Source organism: Advenella incenata (assembly GCF_004217095.1).
Classification (GTDB): Bacteria; Pseudomonadota; Gammaproteobacteria; order Burkholderiales; family Burkholderiaceae_B; genus Advenella; species Advenella incenata.
In genome coordinates this window covers 268,652-293,335 of record NZ_SHKO01000004.1, presented here as the reverse complement: position 1 = coordinate 293,335, position 24,684 = coordinate 268,652, and the positions used below count along the sequence as shown (strand labels likewise).

Below are 24,684 nucleotides of genomic sequence, written 5' to 3'. Positions count from 1 at the left end.
AGTGACTTAAAACTTACAGTATATTGTACTCTTTAATTAGCTGTAAGTCGCGCAAATGGTTCTTTTGCGAATTATTGTACCGGTAGCGGCTGACGCGCTGCGCCCTGTCCGCTGATGCCAGACTGGTTGAAATAACGGAAGAAATCGGAGGCCGGATCAACAACCAGCAAATCGTTGCGGGTGCTAAAGGCGCTGCGATATGCATCCATACTATTGTAGAAGCTGAAGAATGCCGGATCCTTGCCATAGGCTGCCGCATAAATCTCGGCCGCTTCGGCATCGCCTTGCCCGCGCAACACTTCGGCCTTGGCTTCAGCCTCGGCCAGTTCAATACGCACCCGGCGATCGGCTTCAGCCTGAATGCGCTCCTTGTCGGCAGCACCGTTGGCGCGCAGGCTGTTGGCTTCTTCCTTACGCTCGGCCTGCATCCTGGCGTATACGGACTCGGACACCTCGGGTGAAAACTCGATGCGCTTGAGCCGGACATCAACAACCTCGATACCCAGCGGCTTGGCACGCTGCTCAACGTTTCTCACGATCTCGTCCATGACCACGTGACGCTCCTGGGAGATCACATCACGAACGGTACGCGTGTTGACAGAAGCGTTCAAGGCATCGCGAATTTGCGCACCCAACCGGTTTTGAGCGGCATCAAGCTGATTGCCGAAAGAAATGTAGTAACGCAGCGGATCGATAATGCGCCATTTGACGTAGGAATCGATAATCAGGTTCTTCTTTTCAGAAGTCTGGATGCGTTCTGCGTCGCCCGATTCGATTGTCTGGATGCGCTTATCGAGCTTGACCACGGTCTCCAGCGGCGCAGGCCACTTAAAGTGCAGCCCGGGCTCGGAGACCGTACGTTTCCATTGACCCAGCTTGAACACCAGGGCTGTATTACGTTCACTCACGGTATACACCGATGAGGAAAAAAGAAATGCGGCGATAACAAAGACGACCGCCCCGAAGATTGTTTTATTCATGATGAGTCCTCTTACCTGCTGCGGTCAAAGTTATCACGGCTCAAACGATTATCGTTGCGTGGTGCCGTGGGATTGCCGGTCGACGGAGTATCGGTCGACGAACTTGACGAGGATGAATCACTGGCGGGCTTGCGCGGCGGCTGCCGTTGCCCGGTTTGGCCTTCGAGAATCTTGTCGATCGGCAGATACATCATGTTGTTGCCGTCTTTGGTATCAAGAAGCACTTTTGATGTATTTTCAAATACCTCTCGCATAGTAGAAATATAGATCCGCTCGCGGGTCACCTCCGGCGCCTTCGCATACTCGGCCTGCACGCTTTCAAAACGTGAAGCCAAACCTTTGGCCTGCGTCACGATTGCTTCACGATAGCCTTCGGCACTTTCAACCAGACGCGAAGCACGACCTCGAGCTTCAGGAATGACCTTGCTGGCATAAGCATTACCTTCGTTTTTCTGCCGCTCGTTATCCTGGCCTGCCTTGATGGCGTCTTCAAATGCCGCCTGCACTTGCTCCGGAGGCTGTACGTTCTGGATCGCGACAGAAGTCACTTCAATGCCTGAACGATAGCGATTCAGAATCTGTTGCATCAGCGTCATGACATTGTTGGCTGCCGCAGTACGAGATTCATACAGAATATTGTTCATGGACTCTTTGCCCACGATTTCTCGCATCGCGGTTTCACCAGACTGGCGTACTGCCTCGGTTGGATTGACCATGGAGAACAGGAAGTCGGCAGCAGGCGAGCGCTGTGTCGCTGCGTCCGGTGTCAGTTCAGTCTTCAGGCGGTAATGCACCGCAAACTGCACCTCGACGATATTCTCGTCTTCAGTGAGCATCAGCGATTCTTCCGGCACCTTGTTATTCAGATCGTTCTTATAGCCAAATGTAAAGTTACGTACACTTGAAACATCGACCTTTTCAACGCTCTGGATAGGCGTTGGCATATGCCAGTGCATGCCTGGCAGCACTGTGCTTTGGTAGCGACCAAATTGCGTGACCACGCCCACATAACCTTCACGGACGATATAGAACCCGCTTACCAGCCATAGCGCCAGCGCGGCAATGATGATGAACACGATACCCAATCGTGTCGCCTTTGGCGAAGGGGAAAACCCATTATTCTGCGGAGGGCGGTCGAACCCGTTATTGCCACCGCCCTGCTTTTTGCCGAAAAGGGATTTAAGCCGTTTGTTGAAATCGTTCCAGACCTGATCGAGATCTGGCGGGCCATCATTTGGCCTGCCAGGACGTTTCGACGGGTCATCGGAATTATTGTTATTCTGGCTTCCTCGACCCCAGCCCGGATCATTAAGATTAAAAAGATTAAAGAATCGCAACTTCGTTTCCTATTGAAGGCCTGAATTCAGCGATTGCCCCGCGCAACCCATCCAGACCAGTTCGTTGTAGTGCACTCACAAATATACGGGCTGGTTCGCCCTTTTCGTTTCTTTCCACTTGCGGTTCGTAGCCCGCTTGATCTATTTTATTGTAAATAAGTATACAAGGGATATCATTGGCCCCAATTTCTTCTAAAACTTTATCAACTTCGGCAATCTGCTCGTCTCTTTGCGGGCTCGCCGCATCCACCACGTGCAATAAAAGGTCTGCATGCACCGTCTCTTCAAGCGTCGCCTTGAAGGCGGCGATCAGTGTCGTGGGCAGATCCCGGATAAAGCCTACCGTATCGGAGATGACGACATTGCCGGCACCTTCGATCCATATTTTTCTGGTCGTGGTATCCAGCGTGGCAAAAAGCTGATCGGCCGCATACGCATCTGCCCTGGTGAGGGCATTAAACAATGTGCTTTTACCCGCGTTGGTATAGCCGACCAACGATACCGACAGCGTATTGCTGCGGACCCGCGAGCGGCGCTGCGTCTTGCGCTGACGCTCTACCCGGGCCAGACGCTCGCGCAACACTTTGACCTTGGAGCCAATCATGCGGCGATCCATTTCCAGCTGGGATTCACCAGGCCCGCGCATGCCGATACCACCCCGTTGACGTTCAAGGTGGGTCCACATGCGTGTAAGACGCGTAACCAAATGCTGCAACTGGGCAAGTTCAACCTGCAGCTTGCCCTCGTGACTCTTGGCGCGCAAGGCAAAGATATCCAGGATAAGCGCAACCCGATCTACCACGCGTCGCTCAAAAGCGCGCTCCAGATTGCGCTGTTGCGCCGGGCTTAGCGGCTGATCAAACAGAATCAGCTCAACGTCTTCAGCCTCGGCCATGGCCACCGCATCCTCGAGTTTGCCTTTACCGATATAGTAGGCTGCATCGGGTTTGTCTCTTTTTACGGTAAGGGTGCCCGCAATAACTGCGCCCGCCCCTTCGGCCAGCATTTGAAATTCTTCGGCATGTGCCGGATGATCCAGATCGCCTGAATCTACACTAATAATTAATACGCGCATAGCGTCCTGAAAAACAAAAGGCCCGCACAAGACAGCTTGGCGGGCTTTTGCGAAAACCTGAGGTTGTTATTCCTGTTCAGCTGGTGCGTCAATTTGGAAACTGACGGCCCTTGCGGGAACAACTGTAGAAATAGCATGCTTGTAGACCATTTGCGTTACCGTATTGCGTAGCAAGACGACGTACTGGTCAAAGGATTCGATTTGCCCTTGCAATTTGATTCCATTTACAAGATAAATGGAAACGGGAACATGTTCTTTACGTAACGCGTTCAGGAAAGGATCTTGTAGTGATTGCCCTTTAGTGCTCATTGGCTAGGCTCCATATGTTATTTGGGTTTACAACTGAAAACGACTTTACTGATTTACCTGATTACTGATCAGCCACAAACGACAATACAGGATCAATCAGAAAAAAAGCAGTAATTTGCTATATTAGATTAAGAAACTATTTCAGACAATGACTTAATGAGTGTTTCGCATTGTTTTTTTGTGCCAATCGTAACACGTAGAAATGAAGCGATACGTGGAAGACGGAAGTGACGCACCAAAATGGCGTGTGACCGCAATGCGACCACCAACTGTGCCGCATCATGGCGCGGATGCGATATGAAAACAAAATTCGCCTTGGACGGCAACACGACGAAACCGAGCCTGGTCAATGCCTCGGTCAGTTCATCACGCGTGGCGATAACCTCCCGTGTTGTGTGTTCGAAGTATGCCTGATCTTCAAACGCAGCAATGGCGCCGGCCTCAGCAAGGCGATCAACCGGATACGAATTAAAACTATTCTTGACGCGAACCAATCCTTCCAGCAGTTCGGGCTGGCCCAGCGCAAAGCCGACCCGCAGGCCAGCCAGCGAGCGAGCCTTTGAGAGCGTTTGCAACACCACCAGATTCTTGTATTTTTTGATCAGCGGCACACATGACTCTGCACCAAAATCGACGTATGCCTCGTCTATGGCAATGACCCACTGCGGACGCTGGATCAGTAACTGTTCGATCTCGGCGCGTTTAAGCGCCATACCGGTCGGGGCATTCGGATTGGGGAAAATGACAGCACTGACAGCGTCGGCCGGCAACGCCAGATAATCCTGAATACGAATACTGAAATCCTCTGCCAGCGGGACATTTTGAAAATCAATATCGTAAAGCCGGCAATAGACGGGATAGAAACTGTAAGTAATATCGGGAAACAGAATCTGTTTCCCATGATGGCGAAACAGGCTCAGAAAAAGATGCGCCAGCACTTCGTCTGAACCGTTGCCGGCAAACACATGATCTACCGGCAAATCGTAATATTCGCCCAGGGCCGTGCGCAGGCGGTCGCTTTCGGGACTCGGATACAGGCGCAACTGATCCGCCGTTTCATGGCGGATTGCTTCAAGAACCGCAGGTGACGGCGCAAAGGGTGACTCGTTGGTATTGAGCTTGATCAGATCAGTCTGTTTCGGTTGCTCGCCCGGCACATAGGGATCCAGTGTTTTGACAAAATCACTCCAGTACGCACTCATTTTCTACTCTGCTTTCTTGTATGGATTTTTGGAAGACTTGAACTCGATCCGCAGCGGCGTACCCTCTAGCTTGAATACGGTACGCATTCTGGATTCCAGGTAGCGGCGGTAGGATTCCGGAATCGCATCCAGCGCATTGCCATGAATGACAATGAGTGGCGGATTCTGTCCACCCTGGTGCGCATAACGCATCTTGGGTCGGAAAATTCCCTTGCGCGGCGGTTGCTGCTGCTCAACTGCGGCATGCAATTCGCGTGTAAGCTTGGGTGTTGACAGCTTGGCAAACGCGGCAGCATGCGCTTCATGCACCGAACGCATCAATTGCGTAATGCCTGCGCCCTTGAGCGCAGAAATAGTATGCATTTTGGCAAATGACAGGAACCGCAGTTTGCGCTCAAACTCGCGCTCGATCCAGTCGCGCTTATCGCGATCCAGGCCGTCCCATTTGTTAATGGCAACCACCAGCGCCCTGCCGGTCTCAAGCACGAACCCGGCAATGTGCGCATCCTGCTCGGAAATTTCGCTTTGCGCATCAAGCATAAGCACGACCACGTTGCTGGCTTCAATCGCCTGCAGCGTTTTGATCACCGAGAACTTTTCGATAGATTCGAACACTTTGCCGCGCTTGCGCAGGCCTGCCGTATCGATCAGGGTATACAGACGACCATTGCGTTCAAAATCAATTTCAATTGCATCGCGCGTGGTGCCCGGCATATCAAAGGCGATCACCCGCTCTTCGCCCAGCAGTGTATTGATGAGCGTGGATTTGCCAACGTTGGGGCGCCCCACAATCGCCAGCTTCAGGCGATGGTCAGTAAATGCTTCAGGCGCGACTTCGGCCACGTCCTCTGGCGTGTCTGCACTCGCCAGCACCTGGGCGATCTGCTCATCTGACAGTTCCACCTCATCGGCCTGTTCGTCGTGTTCCGCTTCAGCCTGGCCGGCAGGCTGGTTCTTTGCCAGCACCTTAGCCAGCGCGGTCTCGATAAGATCGACCACGCCATCGCCATGCGCCGATGAAATCGCATAGGGCTCGCCCAGGCCGAGTTCATGAAAGTCTGCTGTGGCTACGCCATGGTTCATGCCCTCGGCCTTGTTCACGGCCAGAAAGACATGCGCCCGCGTCTTGCGCAACAGACGGGCAATCTCATGATCGTGGGCATTGACTCCGGCGCGCGCATCAACCAGAAAAATAACAACATCAGATTCGGAGATGGCCAGGCTGGTTTGCCTTGCCATTTGCATGAGGATGCCGCTTTTGGCTACCGGCTCGAAACCGCCAGTATCCACGACCAGAAACGGAATGTCGCCAACCCGGCCTTCGCCGTAGTGCCGGTCGCGCGTGAGACCGGCATAGTCGGCCACCAGCGCCGCCCGGGAGCGCGTCAGGCGGTTAAACAGGGTTGACTTGCCGACATTGGGCCGGCCAACCAGCGATACCACGGGTTTAAAGGAAACAGTACTCAACGTGCACCAAGCATAACAAGATTACCCGCACCGGTTTGCACCAGGATACCCTGGGCGGTGGCGGTCAGCGGCGACAACATAGAATCGCCGCCGAATTCGGATCTGCCAAGCAGATGCCCATCGGCATCAGACAGATAATGTATATAGCCTTCATAATCACCAACAGCAACAACATTGCCGTTGGACACGGCGTTGGTCAGGCCCCGGTTTTTCAGAACCTGATTGATCCATTGCTGCTGACCGTTACCCAATGCCATGCGTACGACTTCACCGTGAATGCCGGTGGCATACAGCGAATTATTATTCAGTGTGACGCCTGTCGCGCTGGAGAACGGTTGTGACCACAATGCCTGTCCGTCGCCGCGGTCCGGTGTATAGCAGCCGGCATTGCCCTGGTAAGTGGCCACGCAAAGACCATTGCCGACCAGCACCGGTGCGCCCACAACGTCAGTCACGCTATCGAGATCGGTCACGCCGCGAATGGGGCCAGCCAGGATATCCCACTGCAATCTGCCGGTTTTCAGGTCCAGCGCAACCAGTCGGCCACTGGGAACAGCGACCAGGACATTGCCCTTGTCGATAACCATGCGGGAAACGGCGCGCAGCGCCAGCGCAGCATTGGTGCGCTGATAGTTCCACAGCAGTTCGCCACTGCCGGCATCAAAACCTTGTACACGATAATCGTCGGCCCGCACTACCACAACGCCTTGCCCTACTGCTGGCGGCGTTGACACCCGTGTGCTGGCTTTAGCAGTCCACAACGTTTTGCCAGCCATATCCAACGCCGTAATCTTGCCATCCGGGGCGGCAACCACGGCGATATTGCCATCTGCTCCCACGCCGGCAGACAAAGCGTCGCCCACCGATGTTTTCCATTGGATTGCGCCATTGGACAGCGCCACTCGGGCCACTGACCCATCCGGCGTTGCAGCAAAGACACTATCGCCAGCAACCGCAGGAGCGAACCCGACACCGCTGCCGGAACCAATTGATGTGCTCCACGCTGCTGCAGGTACGGTGGTCTGCGTGTATTCGGTCAGATCAACCGGCTCAAATTGCGACGGAGTCTCAAACAGGCTGCAACCGCCGAGCGCCAGCGCGCCGACCAGCACCGTAAGTTTCAGAAAACGACGAGGCGTATGTTGAAACATCATGATTATTCTCCACCTAAAGCACTGATTTTCAATTGAATGGTGTTCACAAATGCTGCTGGCAACTGCTTACCTGAAAGCGCCGCTTTCCACGCTACAACCGCCTCCTGCTTCTTGCCCTGGGCGATCAGGACATCACCTTTACGATCATCGTAAAGCGCCTTGAACGCCTCGGGAGGATTATTCAATTGGGCCAGCGCCTCGTCGAATTTTTTCTGATCAGCGTAGACACTGGCCAGACGCAGCTTTGCTACAGGCAACAACTCAGGGAAATCGCTGCCGCGTTCGGCCAGCCAGGTCAATTCCTGCTGCGCCTGCTCATAATGGCCGCCGCGAATATAAAAATCGGCCGCCAGCAAAGCGCCACGGGCAGCGTAGGCGGTATCGCCATAACTCTTCTTGAGTTCAGCCGCAGCCTGGTCCAGCCTGGCCTGGCTATCTGCGTCAGAAGACACGGCCGAGGTTTGGACGATTTCATAGTAGCCAAGCGCCTGCTTTACCTGCGAGGACTGATACCAGTTCCATCCGTACCAGGCCAGTATGCCGAGCATGACCACGATGATGGCGGTCAGAATTGTGTTGCCGAAACGATCCCACCACCCCTTTAGCGAGTCGATCCTTTCCTGTTCTTCGAGGTCAAAAGCCATATTATTCAACTATCCTTTACTGATTTTTCAAGCCGATCACGTAACGAGACTGCCTGCTGTTGATTGTTAATTATTTACTGAGCCTGGAGCTTATCCAGCAATGCACTTGCCAGCTCGCTTTGCGCCACGCTAAATTGCGCCGCGGTCGCGCCCTGGGCATCTGCACGCAAAAACTTCACGGATGCCGTATGCTGCGCCATCTCGGTTTCCCCTAAGATTACAGCAAGGCACGCGCCGCTGGCATCGGCTCGTTTAAATTGCGATTTGAATGAACCCGCGCCAGGATGCACAATACAGCGCACACCAAGATCTCTGGCCGATTCAGCCATGCTGGCAGCCACACGGGCCGATTGCGCATCGCTATGGACGAAATATACATCACATTCGGGCGTCGTCTGCACTTTCGCATCCTCCAGCCATAATGCGAGCAATCGTTCCAGTCCGATGGCAAAGCCGATGGCTGGCGCCGTTTTACCGCCCAGCAGATCAAACAGGCCATCATAGCGCCCGCCCCCGCATACGGTTCCCTGGGCGCCAAGCCTGTCAGTCACCCATTCAAACACGGTCAGATTATAGTAATCGAGCCCGCGCACCAGTCGCGGATTCAGAGTATAGGCGATATCGGCATCATCCAGACGCTGGCACAGGGCATCAAAGTGCGCCCTGGATTCAGTGCCCAGAAAATCAAACAGCTTGGGCGCGTCATTGGCCATTTGCTGCATCGCCGGATTTTTTGTATCTAGTACTCGCAAGGGGTTGCTGTACATGCGCCGCTGCCCGTCAGCATCCAGAACCGCTTTGTGCTTTTCCAGGTGCGCGATCAACGCTTCACGATGCGCCCGTCGCTCCTCCAGCTGCCCAAGCGAATTGAGTTCCAGCCGGATGTCGTTGATACCCAGTTGCTTCCACAGGCGCGCCAGCATGATGATCTGCTCGGCATCAATATCGGGTCCGGCAAAGCCCAGGGCTTCGACCGAAATCTGATGAAACTGCCGGTAGCGTCCTTTCTGCGGCCGCTCGTGCCGGAACACCGGCCCCATGGTATACAGGCGCTGCGCACGCTCATACAACATATTGTGCTCAATCGCGGCCCGCACAACGCCTGCAGTAAATTCGGGGCGCATCGTCATCAGGTCCTGCCGGTCGGCCGACATGCTGAAGGTATACATTTCCTTCTCGACAATATCGGTCACCTCGCCAATGCCGCGCGCAAACAGACGCGTCTGTTCCAGAACGGGGGTGCGTACGTTCTGATAGCCATATAAACTTAGCCACTGCCGCAGCAAGGCTTCCAGTTGCTCCCAATGGGCCGACTGGCCTGGCAGGATGTCGTTCATTCCGCGTAAAGCTGTGACCTTCTGGAAGGCGGTTGTGTTACTCAAAATAGTTACTCTTGTCAGTTCAAATTATTGCTGTTCTGTCCGGATACATCCGAACCCTGTGCGCCATAACGCTTGTGAACGTAATCACGCACGATTTCCTGGAATTCTTCGGCAATCGCATCACCCTTGAGGGTAACGCTGCGCTGCCCATCGATAAAGACCGGCGCTGACGGGACCTCTCCGGTGCCCGGCAGACTGATTCCGATATCGGCATGGCGGCTTTCGCCAGGCCCGTTTACCACACAGCCCATGACTGCAACGTTCATGGATTCTACGCCAGGGTACTGCGCCTTCCATACCGGCATCTGTCGCCGCAGGTAAGACTGAATGCTATCGGCCAGCTCCTGAAAGTAAGTACTGCTGGTACGCCCGCAACCGGGACATGCCACCACCATGGGCGTAAACGCCCGCAAGCCCATGGTCTGCAGTATTTCCTGCGCCACAATCACCTCGCGGGTGCGATCGCCCCCCGGTTCAGGCGTGAGGGAAATGCGAATCGTATCACCGATTCCTTCCTGAAGTAGTACGGACAACGCGGCCGTAGAAGCCACAATGCCCTTGCTACCCATACCGGCCTCGGTCAAGCCCAGATGCAACGGATAATCACAACGGGCCGAAAGATTCCGATATACCGAAATCAGATCCTGGACGTGGCTCACCTTACAGGACAAAATGATGGCATCGTCGGCCAGACCCAGCTCTTCGGCGCGGGCGGCGTTGGTGATGGCAGACACCACCAGCGCTTCGCGCATGACAGCCGATGCGTCCCACGGAACGCTGCGCCGGCTGTTGTCGTCCATCATGCGCGCCATGAGCTCGTGATCCAGGCTGCCCCAGTTTACGCCGATGCGTACCGGCTTCTCGTAGCGGCAGGCCACTTCAATCATTTGCGCGAAATTGTCGTCGCGCTTTTTTCCACCGCCCATATTGCCCGGGTTGATCCGGTATTTGGACAGCGCCTGCGCGCACTCTGGAAACTGGGTAAGCAGCTTGTGCCCATTGTAGTGAAAGTCGCCCACCAGCGGGACCGAGACACCCATGCGGTCCAGTTGCTCGCGAATTGCCGGCACTTCCTTTGCCGCCTCGGGTGTATTGACGGTGATGCGCACCATCTCGGAACCGGCCTGCGCCAATTCCTTGACCTGTATTGCAGTCGCAATCGGATCAGCCGTGTCGGTGTTGGTCATCGATTGCACCACGACTGGCGCACCACCACCAATCTGGACCTGCTTGTCTCCCCATACGACACGCGCACCACGCGTCAGACGGCGGGTCAGCTGGCCAATGGGAAACGGCGATTGTTCAACGATGGTCATGGTAGTGTCAGTCATAAACAGAGTGGTATTGCCGAAGTCGGGTCAGCGCACTGCAGCGACACCATTGAATCAGTTATTCAAACCAGTGCTGCAGGCTTTCGAGACCGAGATCCTGCAAGGTATACCAGCCGCGGGTAAAGCCGTAGACAGCAATAACCACCAGCACAAGCAGGATAACAAACAGCCACAAGCCTGTACCACTGGAGCGCCCGGACCGAGAGTAACTGTCCCGGATTTCATAATCGGTGCTGCGTTTAAGATTGATATTGGTCGGAGCCGCAGAAGCAGCAACAGCCTGCTGGCCGCCTTCGATGCCGGGTTGCTGACTCAGCAATTGCAGCAATGGCTGTTCGTCCGCTTCCAATACCTGCGCATATTTCTTGACCATGCCACGCAACATGAAGCCGCTGGGCAACGATGCCCAGCTCTGACTTTCCAGCGCGCGCAACTGAGTCTCGGAAAACTTGATGCGATTGGAGATTTCAGCCAGCGTAAGACCCCGGGCAGCCCTCAGCGTCGCGAGCGTCTGGCCCAGCGACTGTACGGGAGCTGACTCTTCACGGGGCATATCAGCGGCAATGTCTGTTTCGTTGGTCATGAAGAAATCTCGGTAATGGGAATGGATTTGAAGGCCTGCATGCGTTCGCTGATGCGGGTACGGTCTTTTACGTCGCCCGCGAGCTGTCCACAGGCGGCATCAATATCTTCACCTCGGGTTTTACGCACCGTGGTAATCACGCCGTGATCCACCAGCAAGCTGGAGAACTGGCGAATGCGTGCATTACTGGACCGCTTCAGCCCCGACTCCGGAAACGGATTGAACGGAATCAGATTCAGCTTGCATTTGACCTGGCGCGTGATATCTATCAATTGCCGAGCATGCTCATCTGAATCATTCACGCCATCGAGCATGACATATTCAAAGGTGATGAAGTCACGCGGCGCATGCTCAAGATAGCGGTTACAGGCGGCAATAAGTTCGGCCAGTGGGTATTTGCGATTGAGCGGCACCAATTGATCGCGCAACGCATCGTTCGGCGCATGCAGCGATACAGCCAACGCAACCGGGCAGTCATGCGCCAGACGGTCCATAAACGGTACGACACCGGAGGTGGACACCGTGACGCGGCGTCGCGATAACCCATAGGCATTATCGTCGAGCATAAGCTGCAATGCAGGCAGAACCTGATCATAATTAAGGAGCGGCTCGCCCATTCCCATCATGACGACATTGCTGATGACGCGAAGGTCCTGGTCCTGTACTGAGACAGGGGCTTCCCCCTGCCCTGCGGCGGCCAGGCGTGCGGCAGGCTTGTCCTGCATAATGTCGTGACGGGCTTTCCATAATTGGCCGACAATTTCAGCTGTGGTCAGATTTCGATTGAACCCCTGGTGACCGGTAGAGCAGAAACGGCAGCCCACGGTACAGCCGGCCTGACTGGAAATGCACAGGGTTCCCCTGTCATCTTCCGGAATAAATACGGTTTCGACAGCATTATTATTACCTACATCAAACAGCCACTTGCGCGTACCGTCTGTAGACACTTTCTGGGTAATAACCGATGGCGTTTGCAGCGTGCAGCGTTCTGTCAGCGTGCTGCGAAAGCCCTTGGCCAGATCTGTCATCTGGTCAAAATCGGAGATGCCGCGCTGGTGTACCCAGCGCAGCAACTGTTTCGCGCGAAAAGGCTTGTTACCCCAGGCACCCACCTGCTTGACGAGCGAATCGGATTCGACACCCAGAAGATTGATGCGTTGATCGGTAGTAGTCATAACAGCCTTTTGCGGAAAATGGAGCACGTTTTCAGCGAGCCTATTACTTCTTGAAGAAGTAAGCAATTTCGTTGGCTGCTGTGTCAGCGGCGTCGGAGCCATGTACAGCGTTGGCGTCGATGCTGTCGGCGAAGTCGGCGCGGATGGTACCGGCGTCGGCTTTCTTGGGATCTGTAGCGCCCATCAGTTCACGGTTTTTGGCGACGGCGTTTTCACCTTCCAGAACCTGAATAAAGACGGGGCCGGAAATCATGAACTTGACCAGATCGTTGAAAAAAGGACGCTCTTTGTGAACGGCGTAAAAGCCTTCGGCTTCGGCCTGGCTCAGTTGCTGCATGCGAGCTTCAACCACTTTGAGGCCGGCGTTTTCGAAGCGGGAAATGATTTGGCCAATTACATTTTTGGCAACAGCATCGGGTTTGATGATAGAGAGCGTACGTTCAACAGCCATTTAATTACTCCAAATATTCAATGAAAACAGTTACTTCTGCGAAGTTTTAACTAACTCGGCATTTTAACATGCAAAATTAGGGCGCTACACCTTAAAATAAGGGTTTTCGATAAAGACTCACCATTTTGCTGACCCTTTGGGCCTGACGGCCATAAACTGCCGGCCCATCCACTGTTGATACTATGACTCAAACACCTGCCACAGACGAATTGCCCAAAAGTTTTGAACCCAAGGAGCTTGAACGCACCTGGCTCCATGAGTGGGAACGCATGGGCGTCTTTCGGGCCGGCCGCCACACCTCCACAGACGCACCGGAAAGTGGCGAACCCTATACCATCCAGTTTCCGCCCCCCAATGTCACAGGCACACTGCATATGGGGCACGCCTTCAATCATACGATCATGGATGGCCTGACCCGTTACCACCGGATGCTGGGCTGCGACACCGTCCTGGTGCCTGGCACCGATCATGCCGGCATTGCCACGCAAATTGTCGTTGAACGCCAGTTGGATGCCCAGAAAATCACCCGCCACGACCTGGGTCGGGAGGCTTTCGTAGAGCGGGTCTGGCAATGGAAAGAACAATCGGGCAATACGATCACCGCTCAGGTGCGACGCCTGGGCGCGTCGGCAGACTGGCCACGGGAATATTTCACCATGGACAGCCAGATGTCCCTTGGCGTGGTAGAAACCTTTGTCCGTCTGTACGAACAAGGCCTCATCTACCGCGGCAAACGGCTGGTTAACTGGGATCCGGTCCTGGGCACGGCCGTTTCTGATCTGGAAGTCGAAAGCCAGGAAGAAGATGGCTTTCTCTGGCATATCCGCTATCCGCTTACCGAACCGGTAGACGGACTGGACTATCTGGTCGTGGCCACCACCCGCCCCGAAACCATGCTGGGCGATGTTGCCGTCATGGTTCACCCTGAAGACGAACGCTATAGCCACCTGGTTGGCAAGTCAGTGCGTCTGCCCCTGTGCGATCGCGACATCCCGGTGATTGCCGACGATTATGTCGATCGCGAATTCGGCACCGGCGTGGTCAAGGTAACCCCCGCCCACGATTTCAATGACTATGCCGTGGGCCAGCGCCATCAGCTGGATATGATCAGCATCCTGACGCTGGACGCAAAAATCAGCGAAGACGCCCCCGCCCGCTTCCAGGGCCTGGACCGCTTCGAAGCCCGCAAGCAAATTGTTGCAGAGCTCGAGGCACAATCGCTTCTGGAGAGCATCAAGCCGCACAAACTCATGGTACCGCGGGGCGACCGGACCAAATCGGTCATTGAACCCATGCTGACCGATCAGTGGTTTGTGGCAATGAGCAAGCCAGCTCCGGAAGGCACGTACAACCCGGGCAAAAGCATTACCCAGGTGGCGCTCGACGTAGTGCGCGACGGTGAAGTGCGCTTTTTTCCGGAAAACTGGAGCAATACCTATAACCAGTGGCTGGAAAACATCCAGGACTGGTGTATTTCCCGGCAATTGTGGTGGGGTCACCAGATTCCGGCCTGGTACGCAGAAGACGGCCAGATTTTTGTGGCCCGCACCGAGCAAGAAGCGCAGACCAAAGCAAAGAAAGCCGGCGTGACAGGGCCGCTGCGCCGCGACGACGACGTGCTGGACACCTGGTTTTCATCGGCCCTGGTACCCTTTACAACCATGGGCTGGCCGGCCGAGACCGCCGACTTCAAACGCTATATGCCTTCGAATGTGCTGGTCACCGGCTTTGACATCATCTTTTTCTGGGTGGCCCGCATGATCATGATGAGCATGCACCTGACCGGCCAGGTACCGTTCCGTCATGTCTATATGCACGGGCTGATTCTGGACGCCTACGGCCAGAAGATGAGTAAATCCAAGGGCAACACGCTCGACCCGGTCGACCTGATCGACGGCGTTGATCTGGACACGCTGGTCGCCAAGCGCACCTCGGGCCTGATGAACCCGAAACAGGCAGGCAAGATTGAAAAGGATACCCGCAAGGCATTTCCGGACGGTATTGCACCTTACGGCGCCGATGCATTGCGCTTTACCATGGCTGCCTATGCGACGCTGGGCAGAAACATGAACTTTGACTTAAAGCGCTGTGAAGGCTATCGCAACTTCTGCAACAAGCTATGGAATGCCAGCCGCTTTGTGCTCATGAACGTGCCGGACGCCGAAGCAGTCAATCAGGACGACAACGAGCTTTCCTTTGCCGACCGCTGGATTACCAGTCGCCTGCAGCAAACCCTTGAAGATATACAGAAAGGGTTTCATGAATATCGCTTCGACATGATTGCAAATGCAATATACCGGTTCGTCTGGGACGAATACTGCGATTGGTACGTTGAGCTGGCCAAGGTTCAGATCCAGCATGGCAACCAGGCGCAGCAAAACGGCACGCGCCGCACGCTGATTCGGGTGCTGGAAGCCATCTTGCGCATGGCCCATCCCATCATTCCGTTTATCACAGAAGCGCTGTGGCAGAAAGTGGCGCCGGTGGCTGGCAAAAAGCCAGCGGGCACGACAGCCAGCATCAGCGTTCAGCCCTATCCTCTTGCCAACAGCGAGCTAATTGACGAGGCTGCCGAAACACAGGTCGCCACACTCAAGGCGCAGGTAGAGGCCATTCGTGCGCTGCGCGGAGAAATGAGCCTGTCGCCGGCCCAGAAAGTACCCCTGTTCGCCGAAGGCGACGCCCAAATGCTCAACCGCAATACTCCTTACCTGATGGCGTTGGCCAAACTGAGCGAGGTACAGGTTGTTGATCTGCTGCCCGATCTGGGTGCGCCCGTTCAGATTCTGGACAACACCCGGTTGATGCTCAACGTGCAAATTGACAAGGAAGCTGAACTGGCTCGCCTAGCCAAAGAAGCCCAGCGCCTGGAAGGCGAAATTGCCAAGGCACAAGGCAAACTGTCCAACGAAGGCTTTGTCGCACGTGCGCCGGGTCATGTCATTGAACAGGAAAAAGAGCGCCTGGCCCAGTTTACCGAACGCCTTGAAGGCATTCGCGGACAGCAGGCAAGGCTGCAGTAACCGTCTGGCTGATCCGTCCTTTTTAGGAGTTCGGGTCAGCCTTTTTTCGCCCGACATATCCGGTGCTGGCGCGTTATGCTGACCCAGCACTGCTGCTCGTCAACGGGCCGCGCCACGATTTCATCATCCACATATCGGCCGGTGCTAAGCAAGGCCTGAAAATCGCCCCCATTATCCGACAGCAGATTTCACAGAATATTTTCGGCACGATGCAATTGTCAGACAACTGACGTTTGTTTTTGGTATGGTAACTGTAATGAGGCTCACCATACGTACACTACCCTTTTAACCAATTTGCCAGACAAGGAATTACACATGTCATTGAAAACGTTTACGCTGAATAATGGCCAGACCATCCCCTCGCTGGGCTTTGGAACATGGGAACTGGACAAGGAAGAAATCTGTGTGCCCGCAGTTACCCAGGCCATCAAAACCGGTTATCGCGTCATTGATACGGCAGCCCGTTATATGAACGAAGCCTTTGTTGGAAAGGCGCTGGCCGAATCGGGATTAAAACGTGAACACTACCATCTGACCACGAAAGTCTGGGTAACGGATTTCGGCTACGAGCAAACCCTGCGCGCCTTTGATAAATCACTCAAAAAGCTGGGCCTTGAATATGTTGACCTGTATCTGTTGCACTGGCCGGTCGAAGGCTTCAGGGAAAGCTGGAAGGCGTTGGAAAAACTGCAGGACGAAGGCCTGACCAAAGCCATCGGCGTATGCAACTTTGAAATCGACCATCTGCAGGCACTGGCAGCCAGTTCCAACAGCAAGCCGGTATTGAACCAGGTGGAAACACATCCCCTGTTTCAGCAGCGTGAGCTACTCAAGTATATGAACGAACAGGACATTCTGCTTGAAGCCTGGTCGCCGCTTGGACGGGGCGACGCTACGCTGCTGACCAATCCTGTTCTTCAGGAAATCGCCAAGTCCCACGGCAAGGATGTTGGCCAGGTCATTCTGCGTTGGCACTTGCAGCGCGGCTCACTGGCCATTCCACGCTCAAGCAAACCAAGCCGTGTAGAGAGCAACTTCCAGATATACGATTTCGAGTTAAACGAAGAACAGATGGCGGCCATCAATGCCCTGGATACCAACCAGCGCAGCGCCGGTGACCCCAAGGATCCGGAATGGATCGCCAAGCTCATGAGTATGCCCATTCCCGATTGATACATGCAACGATCCATATAACTACGTATATCACTAATCATAGGTAAAAAGCCGCTAGAAGAAATGAAAGCGGCGCCAACAAGCGTCTCCAGCAGTGGCCGCCCTTTTTCACCCAGGTGATCAGGGCGGCCACTGCTGTTTTGGCCCGCACCGATACCCAGCCAGCGCGGCCATTGATGGCCCTGTCAGCACTACGTCATTCCCTGGCCATGGCTGTCTGCGCCGGGACGCCCCCGTGCCTGCCACTGAACACCGCGATCACGAGCTGACCGCTAAAGCACAGACACCCTATTAAATAATTACACCGTCAGCGAGCGCTGCATTTGCCAGTCGGCAGGCGGCAAACATTGCCCGGCGCCGTGCAAGTCGCGCCAGACCGCCACAGATACTGTAATCACAGTTGCCATGGGCAAACCCTTATTTCATTTGTGTTGTATTCATTACGCATTGCGTATATTATTTACGCAATAAAGTAGCGCCCACGCAGCACCTATATCAATAACGGAGACAACATGCGCATTCGCACCTACCTGACATCCTGTACGCTGGCCATTGTCGCCGGCAGCCTGGGCATGGCCCCTGCCCTGGCGCAGTCATTCCCCGACAAACCGATACGCTGGATCGTGCCTTATCCCGCTGGCGGTGGTTCGGATTTCCTGGCCCGCACTATCGGCCAAAGCCTGTCGGAAGATATCAAACAGTCTGTCGTGATCGACAATAAGCCCGGCGGCAACACCGCCATAGCGGCCAGCGACACGGCGCGTTCCGCTGCCGACGGCTACACCGTGCTGTCGGCTGACAACGGCACCATGGTCTTTAATTCAGCGCTGTACAAAAAACTTTCCTATGATCCGGTCACGGATCTGGCGCCGGTTACCCTGCTCGGACGGTTCCCCATGATTCTGGTAGTCAATCCGGCCAGCAATATCAAAAACCTGAAAGACTTTGTCGAGCACGTTAAAAGCAGCAACGGCAGCATCAACTATGGTTCGGCAGGCGCCGGCAGCCCACATCATCTGGCCATGGAGCTGTTTCAGACAGAAGCTGGCCTGAAAATGACCCATGTACCCTATCGCGGCGCGGCCCCTTCGCTCACAGATCTTGCCGGCGGCCAGGTGCAGGCCATGATGGTTGATCTGGCGGCGGGCGCCGGTTTTCTGAAAGGCAAAAAAATACGTCCACTGGCCGTGGCCAGCGCCAAACGTTTGCCGCAACTGCCTGACGTGCCCACCTTTGCCGAATCCGGTTATCCCAATGTGGAAGCGGCCGCGCTGGTTGGGATGGTGGCGCCGGCAAAGACCCCTGCAGACATTCTTGCCAGCCTCAATAAGAGCGTTGTTGCTGCCCTGAACAAGCCGGCGACACACAAAAAGCTGATCGAGTTCGGCATCGAACCGGTGGGTGATACACCCGAGCAATACAGCAAGCTGCTTGAGGACGAACGCACTCGCTGGCACAAACTGATCAAAGACTTGAACATTACTCTGGACTGATCCGAGATACATCATGAATACCCAACCCACTTCGCAGTCAACGCAGGCGCAATGCCCTTATTCCGGCGCACACACCAATGCGGCCCCGGGCTGCCCGGTAAGCGAGCGCGCTGCGCAGTTCGATCCCTTCGAAGATGCCTACCAACAGGACCCGCCAGAGTATGTGAAATGGTCGCGCGAACAGGAACCGGTATTCTTCAGTCCCAAACTTGGATACTGGGTGGTGACCCGGTACGAGGATATCAAACAGATATTCCGTGACAACATCACCTTCAGCCCCTCTATTGCACTTGAAAAAATCACACCCACCGGCCCAGAAGCCAATGCCGTGCTGGAGTCCTACAATTACGGCATGAGCCGCACCCTGGTCAATGAAGACGAGCCGGCGCACATGCCGCGGCGGCGCCTGCTCATGGAACCGTTTACCATCGACGCATTAAAGCATCACGAACCCATGGTGCGCCAGCTCACCCGCCAATATGTTGATCGCTTTATTAACGATGGCAAGGCAGACCTGGTCGAACAGATGCTGTGGGAAGTGCCGTTGACCGTCGCCCTGCATTTTCTTGGTGTTCCCGAAGAAGACATGGACACCTTGCGCAAGTATTCCATCGCGCATACCGTTAATACCTGGGGCCGCCCAAAGCCGGAAGAACAAGTTGCCGTCGCCCATGCCGTAGGCAACTTCTGGCAGTTGGCCGGCAAGATTCTGCAAAAGATGCGCAAGAACCCAGAGCAGCCCGGCTGGATGCAATACGGCATTCGCATGCAGCAATTGCATCCGGAGGTGGTGCCTGACTCCTACCTGCATTCCATGATGATGGCCGGCATTGTGGCTGCGCATGAAACCACCGCCAACGCCTCTGCCAATGCCATCAAGTTGCTGCTATCGCACCCCCATGTCTGGCAGGAAATCTGTGAGGATCCAAACCTGATTCCGAACGCAGTGGAAGAATGCCTGCGTCATAATGGCTCGGTCGCGGCATGGCGCAGACTCGCAACGCGCGATGTGCAGATCGGTGGAATCCAGATTGCGGCAGGTTCAAAATTGCTGATTGTCAGCTCATCGGCCAATCATGACGAACGTCATTTTGCTGATGCCGATCTGCTGGACATCCGGCGCGAAAATGCCAGCGACCAGCTCACATTCGGCTATGGCTCGCATCAATGCATGGGCAAGAATCTGGCGCGAATGGAGATGCAGATATTTCTTGAAGAACTCACCCTGCGCCTGCCTCATTTGAAATTGTCGGAGCAGACATTTACCTATGTACCCAACACTTCATTCCGTGGGCCGGAACATTTATGGGTGCACTGGGATCCTGCAGCCAATCCGGAACGCCATAACCCCGCCATATTGGGCAGACAGCATCTGATACGGCTTGGCGAGCCTTCCACCCATTCGCTATCGCGTCAGGTTGTAGTTCAGGAAACCGAGATGCTCACCGACGATATCATGCGAATCCGCCTGGCTGCGGCCGATGGCCAGACCCTGCCGCGCTGGACGCCAGGATCCCATATTGACCTGGTGTGCGGCAACCTGGGCATCTCGCGACAATATTCTCTTTGCGGCGACCCGGCAAATCCACAGGTTCTGGATATTGCCGTATTGCGCGAAGATGCCGGTCGCGGCGGCTCGGCATGGGTGCATCAGCATGTCCGTGGCGGCATCCCTTTGCATATTCGTGGGCCGCGCAATCACTTCCATTTCGATGAACAGGCCAAAAAGGCCATCTTCATAGCCGGCGGAATCGGCATTACCCCCATCAGCGCCATGGCGCGGGCGGCCAAAAACCGCGGGATTGATTACCAGATCCACTATTGCGGTCGCAGCCGCAAGAGCATGGCACTGCTGGCCTCCTTGCAGGATCATGGCGAGCGACTGCATGTCTATGCTGCCGATGAAGCCCGGCGCGCAGACTTTGCCAGCCTGCTGGCTACACCAGACGCCGATACACAGATCTATGCCTGTGGGCCGCAGCGCCTGACCGACTGCCTGCAGAGAATCTGTGAAAACTGGCCCAACGACGCATTGCATATCGAACACTTTCATTCAACCCTGGGCAAACTGGACCCGACCAGGGAACACGCCTTCGAAGCTCAATTGAAGCAGTCGGGCATTACCGTTACCGTTGCGGCAGACCAGACGCTGCTGCAGGCCTTGCGCGCCGCCAATATCGACATCCAGAGCGATTGCGAAGAAGGCCTTTGCGGGTCCTGCGAAGTCAATGTAGTGAGCGGTCAGCCGGATCACCGGGATGTCGTACTCACGCGCACCGAGCGTGCGGCAGGCAACAAAATGATGAGTTGCTGCTCCCGTGCCAAAGACAAACGCATCGTCCTGGATCTATGACAGTCAGCATATAAAGGGTCGGGTCATGAACGATTACCACCATTGCGCTTGCCTGCCTTGCCAACCTTGCTACCTGGTTCCGGGCGAAGATGCCTCTCAGGCCGATCCTGTCCTTTTTTCGTCATCTATAATACCGGCCATGTTTACTACCGGTCTAACCATCAAATGAACGCCTTGAGCGCCCCAGACAATCTTACTGCCGCAACACCCGCGCGCAGCCGCGAAAGAAGACAAAGTGTACAGGCAGCCGACACCGTGGTCGCGGTACTCAAAGGGCTGGCAGGCCTGGGCGGAGGCGCCAGCCTTACCACCCTGGCTGCGCATCTGGATGAAAACCCTGCCAAAGTCCATCGCTATCTGGTAAGCCTGATTGACGGCGGGCTGGTTACACAGAACGCCAATACACAACAGTACACGCTCGGTTTGGAATCTATGCTGATTGGCCTGGCCGCCATGCGACAGGCCGATCCCATCAGGATCGCGGAGCCCGCCCTGATACATCTGCGCGAGCACCTGGGCATCACCAGTTTTATTGCCGTCATGGGCAATAAAGGCCCGACCATCGTGCGCATGGAAGAACCCAGCCTGCCAGTCACCGTGAACGTAAGAGTGGGCTCAGTACTGTCTTTTTTGTGGTCGGCCACCGGCAGAGTCTTTCTCGGGCTGCACGACGAACCCGCCGTTCGCGCATTGGCCCGGCAGGAATTTGATACCCTGGGCGAAACTCAGGACCCGCCCGCACCATTTGATACCCTGGTGACGCAATTGCAGGATGAAATAAGCCGATTTGAATGTGTGTGTGTCAGGGATACCAACCTGAAAGGCATCAGCGCCGTAGCTGCCCCGGTATTTAACTACGCCGGACAACTTACTGCAGTGCTTACCGCCCTGGGCGCCAGCGGCGGCTTTGACACGTCGCTGAACGGGCCCATCGCCGTTTGCGTTCGTCAACAAGCGCAACTCATCAGCCAGCAACTGGGCTACAACATAGCCTGACTTTTTTTCTTCAGTAGACGGGTCCGTTTACGCAGCGCGGTGGGGATCGCCCGTTTGGCCCACATCGGCAATGATTTGCTGACATATTTCAACCGATCGGCCTCGCGGATAAGCAGAGTTCGGCGCCCTCTTTTACGCTTGTTCTCGAACACCCAGGCCCGGTCAGCAAGCTGCAGCGCAAATCCCAGATTATCCATACTGCGCCCGTAACGCCGCTCTATCGCTTCCAGCGGAACCGCGTGACCACCGTCGGCAACACGAGATTTGACCCGCGCAATAAGCAGCCCCACGTCATCCACACCAACAAAAGCCAGGATGACCTGATAGCCCGCAAGACGGGCACGATGCATCAGGTCAAGTTCTGAGTTGCCGCTAAGCGTTGTTTCTATTGCAAAGCTGCGTCCGCTGGCCAGCAGCTTGTCTCGCGCCAGCAAAGCCAGCCTGCCGGCGCGCATTTGCACCTGTGCGCTATTGCGGTTTTCGATATCAAGCTGCGCGGCAATATCGTCCGGATTGACAACCGGCAGATGGCCCGTCAGATGCAAACGCGTCAGCGTTGTTTTGCCTGCCCCATTGGGACCGGCTACGACCCAGAGTTTTGGTGCACTCATGCCGCTGCAGTATCGCCGACCGTTTGTTCGACTCCATCGACAAAACGCACGAACTGGCGTCGCCCGTCAGGAAATTCCTTAATGATCAGGCCTGGCGGCGTATTGTCTTCGCGATAATAAACCGGGCGGCCGGCCTGCAGGTGTGCGCGCGCAGCGGCGCCATCATCGCGCACGATCCTGACATCAAACATTCTCCAGAACACCTTTTCTTCCACGTCTGTCATGGCTTCCAGATTTTCCAGCTTCATTTCCATACTTAACCTCACCGCACAGTAGCGTGTCGCCTTCATCTTTGCATTACAACAAAGGCATACTCCATGGCACTGCACGAAAGCATCGCCCAATATCGACCAGGTGGGTCTCATTTCCCACCCTATCGACTGATTATATGCAATCTGCAAAAAATAACAGCCATTTCAGGCCGGGACGCCATATCCCATCATTTCACAGCAGCTAGCAGGCCAATAAAAAATGGCCCCGGTAAAAAAACCGGGGCCATTCAGATGCTCATTTTCCTACAACAATGTTGGCTTGCGCATGCAGGCGCAACCATGTTCAATAGGCAACGCGTTCAACCGTAGCAAATGCGTTCCGTATTGGACATCAGGCGACTTCCTGCAATGCGTCCAGCGGTTCCAGCGCGCCTTCGAATGCCCGCGTCGCGATGTATTCAGGACGCGGCGCCAGCCCATATTTCGGTGCATTAAGCGTATTTTCAACGCTGTTATACACCATGAATACGTTGGCACGTGGCCATGGCGAAATATTGCCGTTAGAACCGTGCATGGTATTGCAATCGAAAAATACCACCGAGCCTGCTTTGCCGGTGATGGCTTTGATGCCGCCCTGCTCTGCCAGCAACTCCAGGCTCAACGGATCCGGCACACCATATTCCTGTGCCTTCAGCGATTTTTTGTAGTTCTCGTCGGGTGTAACGCCCCGGCAGGAAATAAACTGCCGATGGGAGCCCGGAACGACCATGAGCGGGCCGTTGCATTCATTGTTGTCAGTCAGCAATACCGAGCAACTTAACGCGCGCATATGCGGCATGCCATCTTCCGTATGCCAGGTTTCGAAGTCGGAATGCCAGTAGAACTCCTTGCCCTTGAAGCCAGGCTTAAGGTTGGCCCGCGACTGATGCAGGTACACTTCCGAACCCAGTATCTGGCGTGCAACATGAATCAGGCGAGGATCGCGTGAAAGCCGATCAATCACCTTATTCAAGGCATGCACCTTGAAAATCGAACGGACAGCGTTGCTGCCAGGTTCGGTAATCGCTTCCTCGCTCGAGGCAATCTTGCTGTTGTTGGTCATCGCTAGCACTTCGTCCATCAACACCTTGACTTCCTGCTCACTAAACAGGCTGTCCAACACCAAAAACCCGTCCCGTTCGTAGGCAGCGATCTGCTCGGCAGACAGCGCGTCGGCAACCTTGCCGTCACCATATACCACGGGTTCCTGTCTGGCGATAATTGCGGCTGTGCCGCTGGTACGTGATTCATAAATGTCGGTTACGACCATCTTGTACTCCTTATCTATTTACAGTTCAGGCGGTTTCCTCGGTCATTGCCGGATAAACACCGTCTTCGTCATGAACTTCAAGACCGGTTACCGGGGGATTGAAGACGCAGATTACACGTAGCGGCTCTTTCCCACCGCGCAGCCAATGCTCATCATTCTCATTCAGGGCATAGACTACGCCCGGGCCCAGTGCGTATTTCTTGCCGTCGGCTATGGTTTCGATCTCGCCGTCCCCTTCCACGCACCACACCGCTTCCAAGTGATTCTGGTAGTGAATATGGGTTTCCGTGCCGGGAAATATCACAGTCTCATGAAAGGAAAATCCCATGCCATCCTTGGCCAGCAACACGCGGCGGCTGAGCCAGGTGTCGGTTTTAACTTCGAGATCGGTACCAATAACATCTTTCACATTTCTAACTATCAT

Annotated in this window: 22 protein-coding genes; 5 read left to right on the top strand and 17 right to left on the bottom strand. The window is 55.0% G+C overall.

Annotated elements, in window-relative coordinates; all coding sequences use genetic code 11:
• Positions 1-71: 71 nt before the first annotated feature.
• The 13 genes from hflC to ndk all read right to left on the bottom strand — a co-directional run bounded on the left by hflC (position 72) and on the right by ndk (position 13,090).
• Positions 72-980, bottom strand: a complete 909-nt coding sequence (hflC, locus tag EV681_RS20300) for a protease modulator HflC (RefSeq protein WP_130305015.1) — start codon at positions 978-980, stop codon at positions 72-74.
• A gap of 11 nt (positions 981-991) precedes the next feature.
• Positions 992-2,317 (bottom strand): FtsH protease activity modulator HflK, encoded by a 1,326-nt coding sequence (hflK, locus tag EV681_RS20295; protein ID WP_128396316.1) that lies wholly within the window; start codon positions 2,315-2,317, stop codon positions 992-994.
• Positions 2,304-3,392 (bottom strand): GTPase HflX, encoded by a 1,089-nt coding sequence (gene hflX, locus EV681_RS20290; protein WP_130305013.1) that lies wholly within the window; start codon positions 3,390-3,392, stop codon positions 2,304-2,306. The genes hflK and hflX overlap by 14 nt, the downstream gene beginning before the upstream one ends.
• Positions 3,393-3,458: 66 nt before the next feature.
• Positions 3,459-3,701: an RNA chaperone Hfq gene (gene hfq / locus EV681_RS20285; RefSeq protein WP_014750888.1), complete on the bottom strand. Its 243-nt coding sequence runs from the start codon at positions 3,699-3,701 to the stop codon at positions 3,459-3,461.
• A gap of 128 nt (positions 3,702-3,829) precedes the next feature.
• A complete protein-coding gene (gene hisC, locus EV681_RS20280; protein WP_130305011.1) occupies positions 3,830-4,903 on the bottom strand; it encodes a histidinol-phosphate transaminase in 1,074 nt (357 codons plus the stop codon).
• A gap of 3 nt (positions 4,904-4,906) precedes the next feature.
• Positions 4,907-6,370 carry a ribosome biogenesis GTPase Der gene (gene der, locus EV681_RS20275; protein WP_128396313.1) on the bottom strand — a complete coding sequence of 488 codons (1,464 nt, stop codon included), beginning with the start codon at positions 6,368-6,370 and terminating at the stop codon, positions 4,907-4,909.
• Positions 6,367-7,524 (bottom strand): outer membrane protein assembly factor BamB, encoded by a 1,158-nt coding sequence (gene bamB, locus EV681_RS20270; RefSeq protein ID WP_130305009.1) that lies wholly within the window; start codon positions 7,522-7,524, stop codon positions 6,367-6,369. The genes der and bamB overlap by 4 nt, the downstream gene beginning before the upstream one ends.
• Before the next feature lie 2 nt (positions 7,525-7,526).
• Positions 7,527-8,168 carry a YfgM family protein gene (locus EV681_RS20265; RefSeq protein WP_130305008.1) on the bottom strand — a complete coding sequence of 214 codons (642 nt, stop codon included), beginning with the start codon at positions 8,166-8,168 and terminating at the stop codon, positions 7,527-7,529.
• Between the two features lie 74 nt (positions 8,169-8,242).
• Positions 8,243-9,505: a histidine--tRNA ligase gene (gene hisS / locus EV681_RS20260; protein WP_242612338.1), complete on the bottom strand. Its 1,263-nt coding sequence runs from the start codon at positions 9,503-9,505 to the stop codon at positions 8,243-8,245.
• A 59-nt stretch (positions 9,506-9,564) separates the two neighbouring features.
• Positions 9,565-10,866 carry a flavodoxin-dependent (E)-4-hydroxy-3-methylbut-2-enyl-diphosphate synthase gene (gene ispG / locus EV681_RS20255; RefSeq protein WP_423191226.1) on the bottom strand — a complete coding sequence of 434 codons (1,302 nt, stop codon included), beginning with the start codon at positions 10,864-10,866 and terminating at the stop codon, positions 9,565-9,567.
• A gap of 73 nt (positions 10,867-10,939) precedes the next feature.
• The gene (locus tag EV681_RS20250) at positions 10,940-11,464 is read right to left on the bottom strand and encodes a helix-turn-helix domain-containing protein (RefSeq protein WP_128396308.1); all 525 of its coding nucleotides are present in this window, start codon (positions 11,462-11,464) and stop codon (positions 10,940-10,942) included.
• Positions 11,461-12,639 (bottom strand): dual-specificity RNA methyltransferase RlmN, encoded by a 1,179-nt coding sequence (gene rlmN / locus EV681_RS20245; protein ID WP_130305002.1) that lies wholly within the window; start codon positions 12,637-12,639, stop codon positions 11,461-11,463. Before rlmN ends, EV681_RS20250 begins: the two co-directional genes overlap by 4 nt.
• Before the next feature lie 43 nt (positions 12,640-12,682).
• Positions 12,683-13,090 carry a nucleoside-diphosphate kinase gene (gene ndk, locus EV681_RS20240; RefSeq protein ID WP_128396306.1) on the bottom strand — a complete coding sequence of 136 codons (408 nt, stop codon included), beginning with the start codon at positions 13,088-13,090 and terminating at the stop codon, positions 12,683-12,685.
• A 182-nt stretch (positions 13,091-13,272) separates the two neighbouring features.
• Here ndk and EV681_RS20235 point away from each other — a divergent pair, with 182 nt between their 5' ends.
• The 5 genes from EV681_RS20235 to EV681_RS20215 all read left to right on the top strand — a co-directional run bounded on the left by EV681_RS20235 (position 13,273) and on the right by EV681_RS20215 (position 22,128).
• Entirely contained in the window at positions 13,273-16,113 is a 2,841-nt protein-coding gene (locus tag EV681_RS20235) for a valine--tRNA ligase (protein ID WP_130305000.1), read from the top strand.
• A gap of 315 nt (positions 16,114-16,428) precedes the next feature.
• Positions 16,429-17,286 carry an aldo/keto reductase gene (locus tag EV681_RS20230; protein WP_128396304.1) on the top strand — a complete coding sequence of 286 codons (858 nt, stop codon included), beginning with the start codon at positions 16,429-16,431 and terminating at the stop codon, positions 17,284-17,286.
• 512 nt (positions 17,287-17,798) lie between these two features.
• Positions 17,799-18,779, top strand: coding sequence for a Bug family tripartite tricarboxylate transporter substrate binding protein (locus EV681_RS20225; protein ID WP_130304998.1), 981 nt, complete (start codon positions 17,799-17,801; stop codon positions 18,777-18,779).
• Positions 18,780-18,792: 13 nt separating this feature from the next.
• The gene (locus EV681_RS20220; RefSeq protein ID WP_130304997.1) at positions 18,793-21,132 is read left to right on the top strand and encodes a cytochrome P450/oxidoreductase; all 2,340 of its coding nucleotides are present in this window, start codon (positions 18,793-18,795) and stop codon (positions 21,130-21,132) included.
• 165 nt (positions 21,133-21,297) lie between these two features.
• Positions 21,298-22,128: an IclR family transcriptional regulator gene (locus EV681_RS20215; RefSeq protein ID WP_130304995.1), complete on the top strand. Its 831-nt coding sequence runs from the start codon at positions 21,298-21,300 to the stop codon at positions 22,126-22,128.
• Here EV681_RS20215 and EV681_RS20210 read toward each other — a convergent pair.
• The 4 genes from EV681_RS20210 to EV681_RS20195 form a co-directional block, all read right to left on the bottom strand.
• Positions 22,113-22,739 (bottom strand): ATPase, encoded by a 627-nt coding sequence (locus tag EV681_RS20210; RefSeq protein ID WP_128396300.1) that lies wholly within the window; start codon positions 22,737-22,739, stop codon positions 22,113-22,115. The two genes, EV681_RS20215 and EV681_RS20210, sit on opposite strands and share 16 nt — an antisense overlap.
• Positions 22,736-22,993, bottom strand: a complete 258-nt coding sequence (locus tag EV681_RS20205; protein ID WP_128396299.1) for a hypothetical protein — start codon at positions 22,991-22,993, stop codon at positions 22,736-22,738. The genes EV681_RS20210 and EV681_RS20205 overlap by 4 nt, the downstream gene beginning before the upstream one ends.
• Before the next feature lie 349 nt (positions 22,994-23,342).
• Positions 23,343-24,260, bottom strand: coding sequence for an ectoine hydroxylase (thpD, locus tag EV681_RS20200; RefSeq protein WP_130304993.1), 918 nt, complete (start codon positions 24,258-24,260; stop codon positions 23,343-23,345).
• 25 nt (positions 24,261-24,285) lie between these two features.
• Positions 24,286-24,684, bottom strand: a complete 399-nt coding sequence (locus tag EV681_RS20195) for an ectoine synthase (protein ID WP_130304991.1) — start codon at positions 24,682-24,684, stop codon at positions 24,286-24,288.

Excerpts from the sequence above, each read along its gene's own strand:
- hflC (WP_130305015.1), bottom strand. The coding sequence starts at position 980 with ATGAATAAAACAATCTTCGGGGCGGTCGTCTTTGTTATCGCCGCATTT.
- hflX (WP_130305013.1), bottom strand. The coding sequence starts at position 3,392 with ATGCGCGTATTAATTATTAGTGTAGATTCAGGCGATCTGGATCATCCG.
- hfq (WP_014750888.1), bottom strand. The coding sequence starts at position 3,701 with ATGAGCACTAAAGGGCAATCACTACAAGATCCTTTCCTGAACGCGTTA.
- hisC (WP_130305011.1), bottom strand. The coding sequence starts at position 4,903 with ATGAGTGCGTACTGGAGTGATTTTGTCAAAACACTGGATCCCTATGTG.
- bamB (WP_130305009.1), bottom strand. The coding sequence starts at position 7,524 with ATGATGTTTCAACATACGCCTCGTCGTTTTCTGAAACTTACGGTGCTG.
- EV681_RS20265 (WP_130305008.1), bottom strand. The coding sequence starts at position 8,168 with ATGGCTTTTGACCTCGAAGAACAGGAAAGGATCGACTCGCTAAAGGGG.
- hisS (WP_242612338.1), bottom strand. The coding sequence starts at position 9,505 with ATGAACGACATCCTGCCAGGCCAGTCGGCCCATTGGGAGCAACTGGAA.
- ispG (WP_423191226.1), bottom strand. The coding sequence starts at position 10,866 with ATGACCATCGTTGAACAATCGCCGTTTCCCATTGGCCAGCTGACCCGC.
- EV681_RS20250 (WP_128396308.1), bottom strand. The coding sequence starts at position 11,464 with ATGACCAACGAAACAGACATTGCCGCTGATATGCCCCGTGAAGAGTCA.
- rlmN (WP_130305002.1), bottom strand. The coding sequence starts at position 12,639 with ATGACTACTACCGATCAACGCATCAATCTTCTGGGTGTCGAATCCGAT.
- ndk (WP_128396306.1), bottom strand. The coding sequence starts at position 13,090 with ATGGCTGTTGAACGTACGCTCTCTATCATCAAACCCGATGCTGTTGCC.
- EV681_RS20235 (WP_130305000.1), top strand. The coding sequence starts at position 13,273 with ATGACTCAAACACCTGCCACAGACGAATTGCCCAAAAGTTTTGAACCC.
- EV681_RS20230 (WP_128396304.1), top strand. The coding sequence starts at position 16,429 with ATGTCATTGAAAACGTTTACGCTGAATAATGGCCAGACCATCCCCTCG.
- EV681_RS20225 (WP_130304998.1), top strand. The coding sequence starts at position 17,799 with ATGCGCATTCGCACCTACCTGACATCCTGTACGCTGGCCATTGTCGCC.
- EV681_RS20220 (WP_130304997.1), top strand. The coding sequence starts at position 18,793 with ATGAATACCCAACCCACTTCGCAGTCAACGCAGGCGCAATGCCCTTAT.
- EV681_RS20215 (WP_130304995.1), top strand. The coding sequence starts at position 21,298 with ATGAACGCCTTGAGCGCCCCAGACAATCTTACTGCCGCAACACCCGCG.
- EV681_RS20210 (WP_128396300.1), bottom strand. The coding sequence starts at position 22,739 with ATGAGTGCACCAAAACTCTGGGTCGTAGCCGGTCCCAATGGGGCAGGC.
- EV681_RS20205 (WP_128396299.1), bottom strand. The coding sequence starts at position 22,993 with ATGGAAATGAAGCTGGAAAATCTGGAAGCCATGACAGACGTGGAAGAA.
- thpD (WP_130304993.1), bottom strand. The coding sequence starts at position 24,260 with ATGGTCGTAACCGACATTTATGAATCACGTACCAGCGGCACAGCCGCA.
- EV681_RS20195 (WP_130304991.1), bottom strand. The coding sequence starts at position 24,684 with ATGATAGTTAGAAATGTGAAAGATGTTATTGGTACCGATCTCGAAGTT.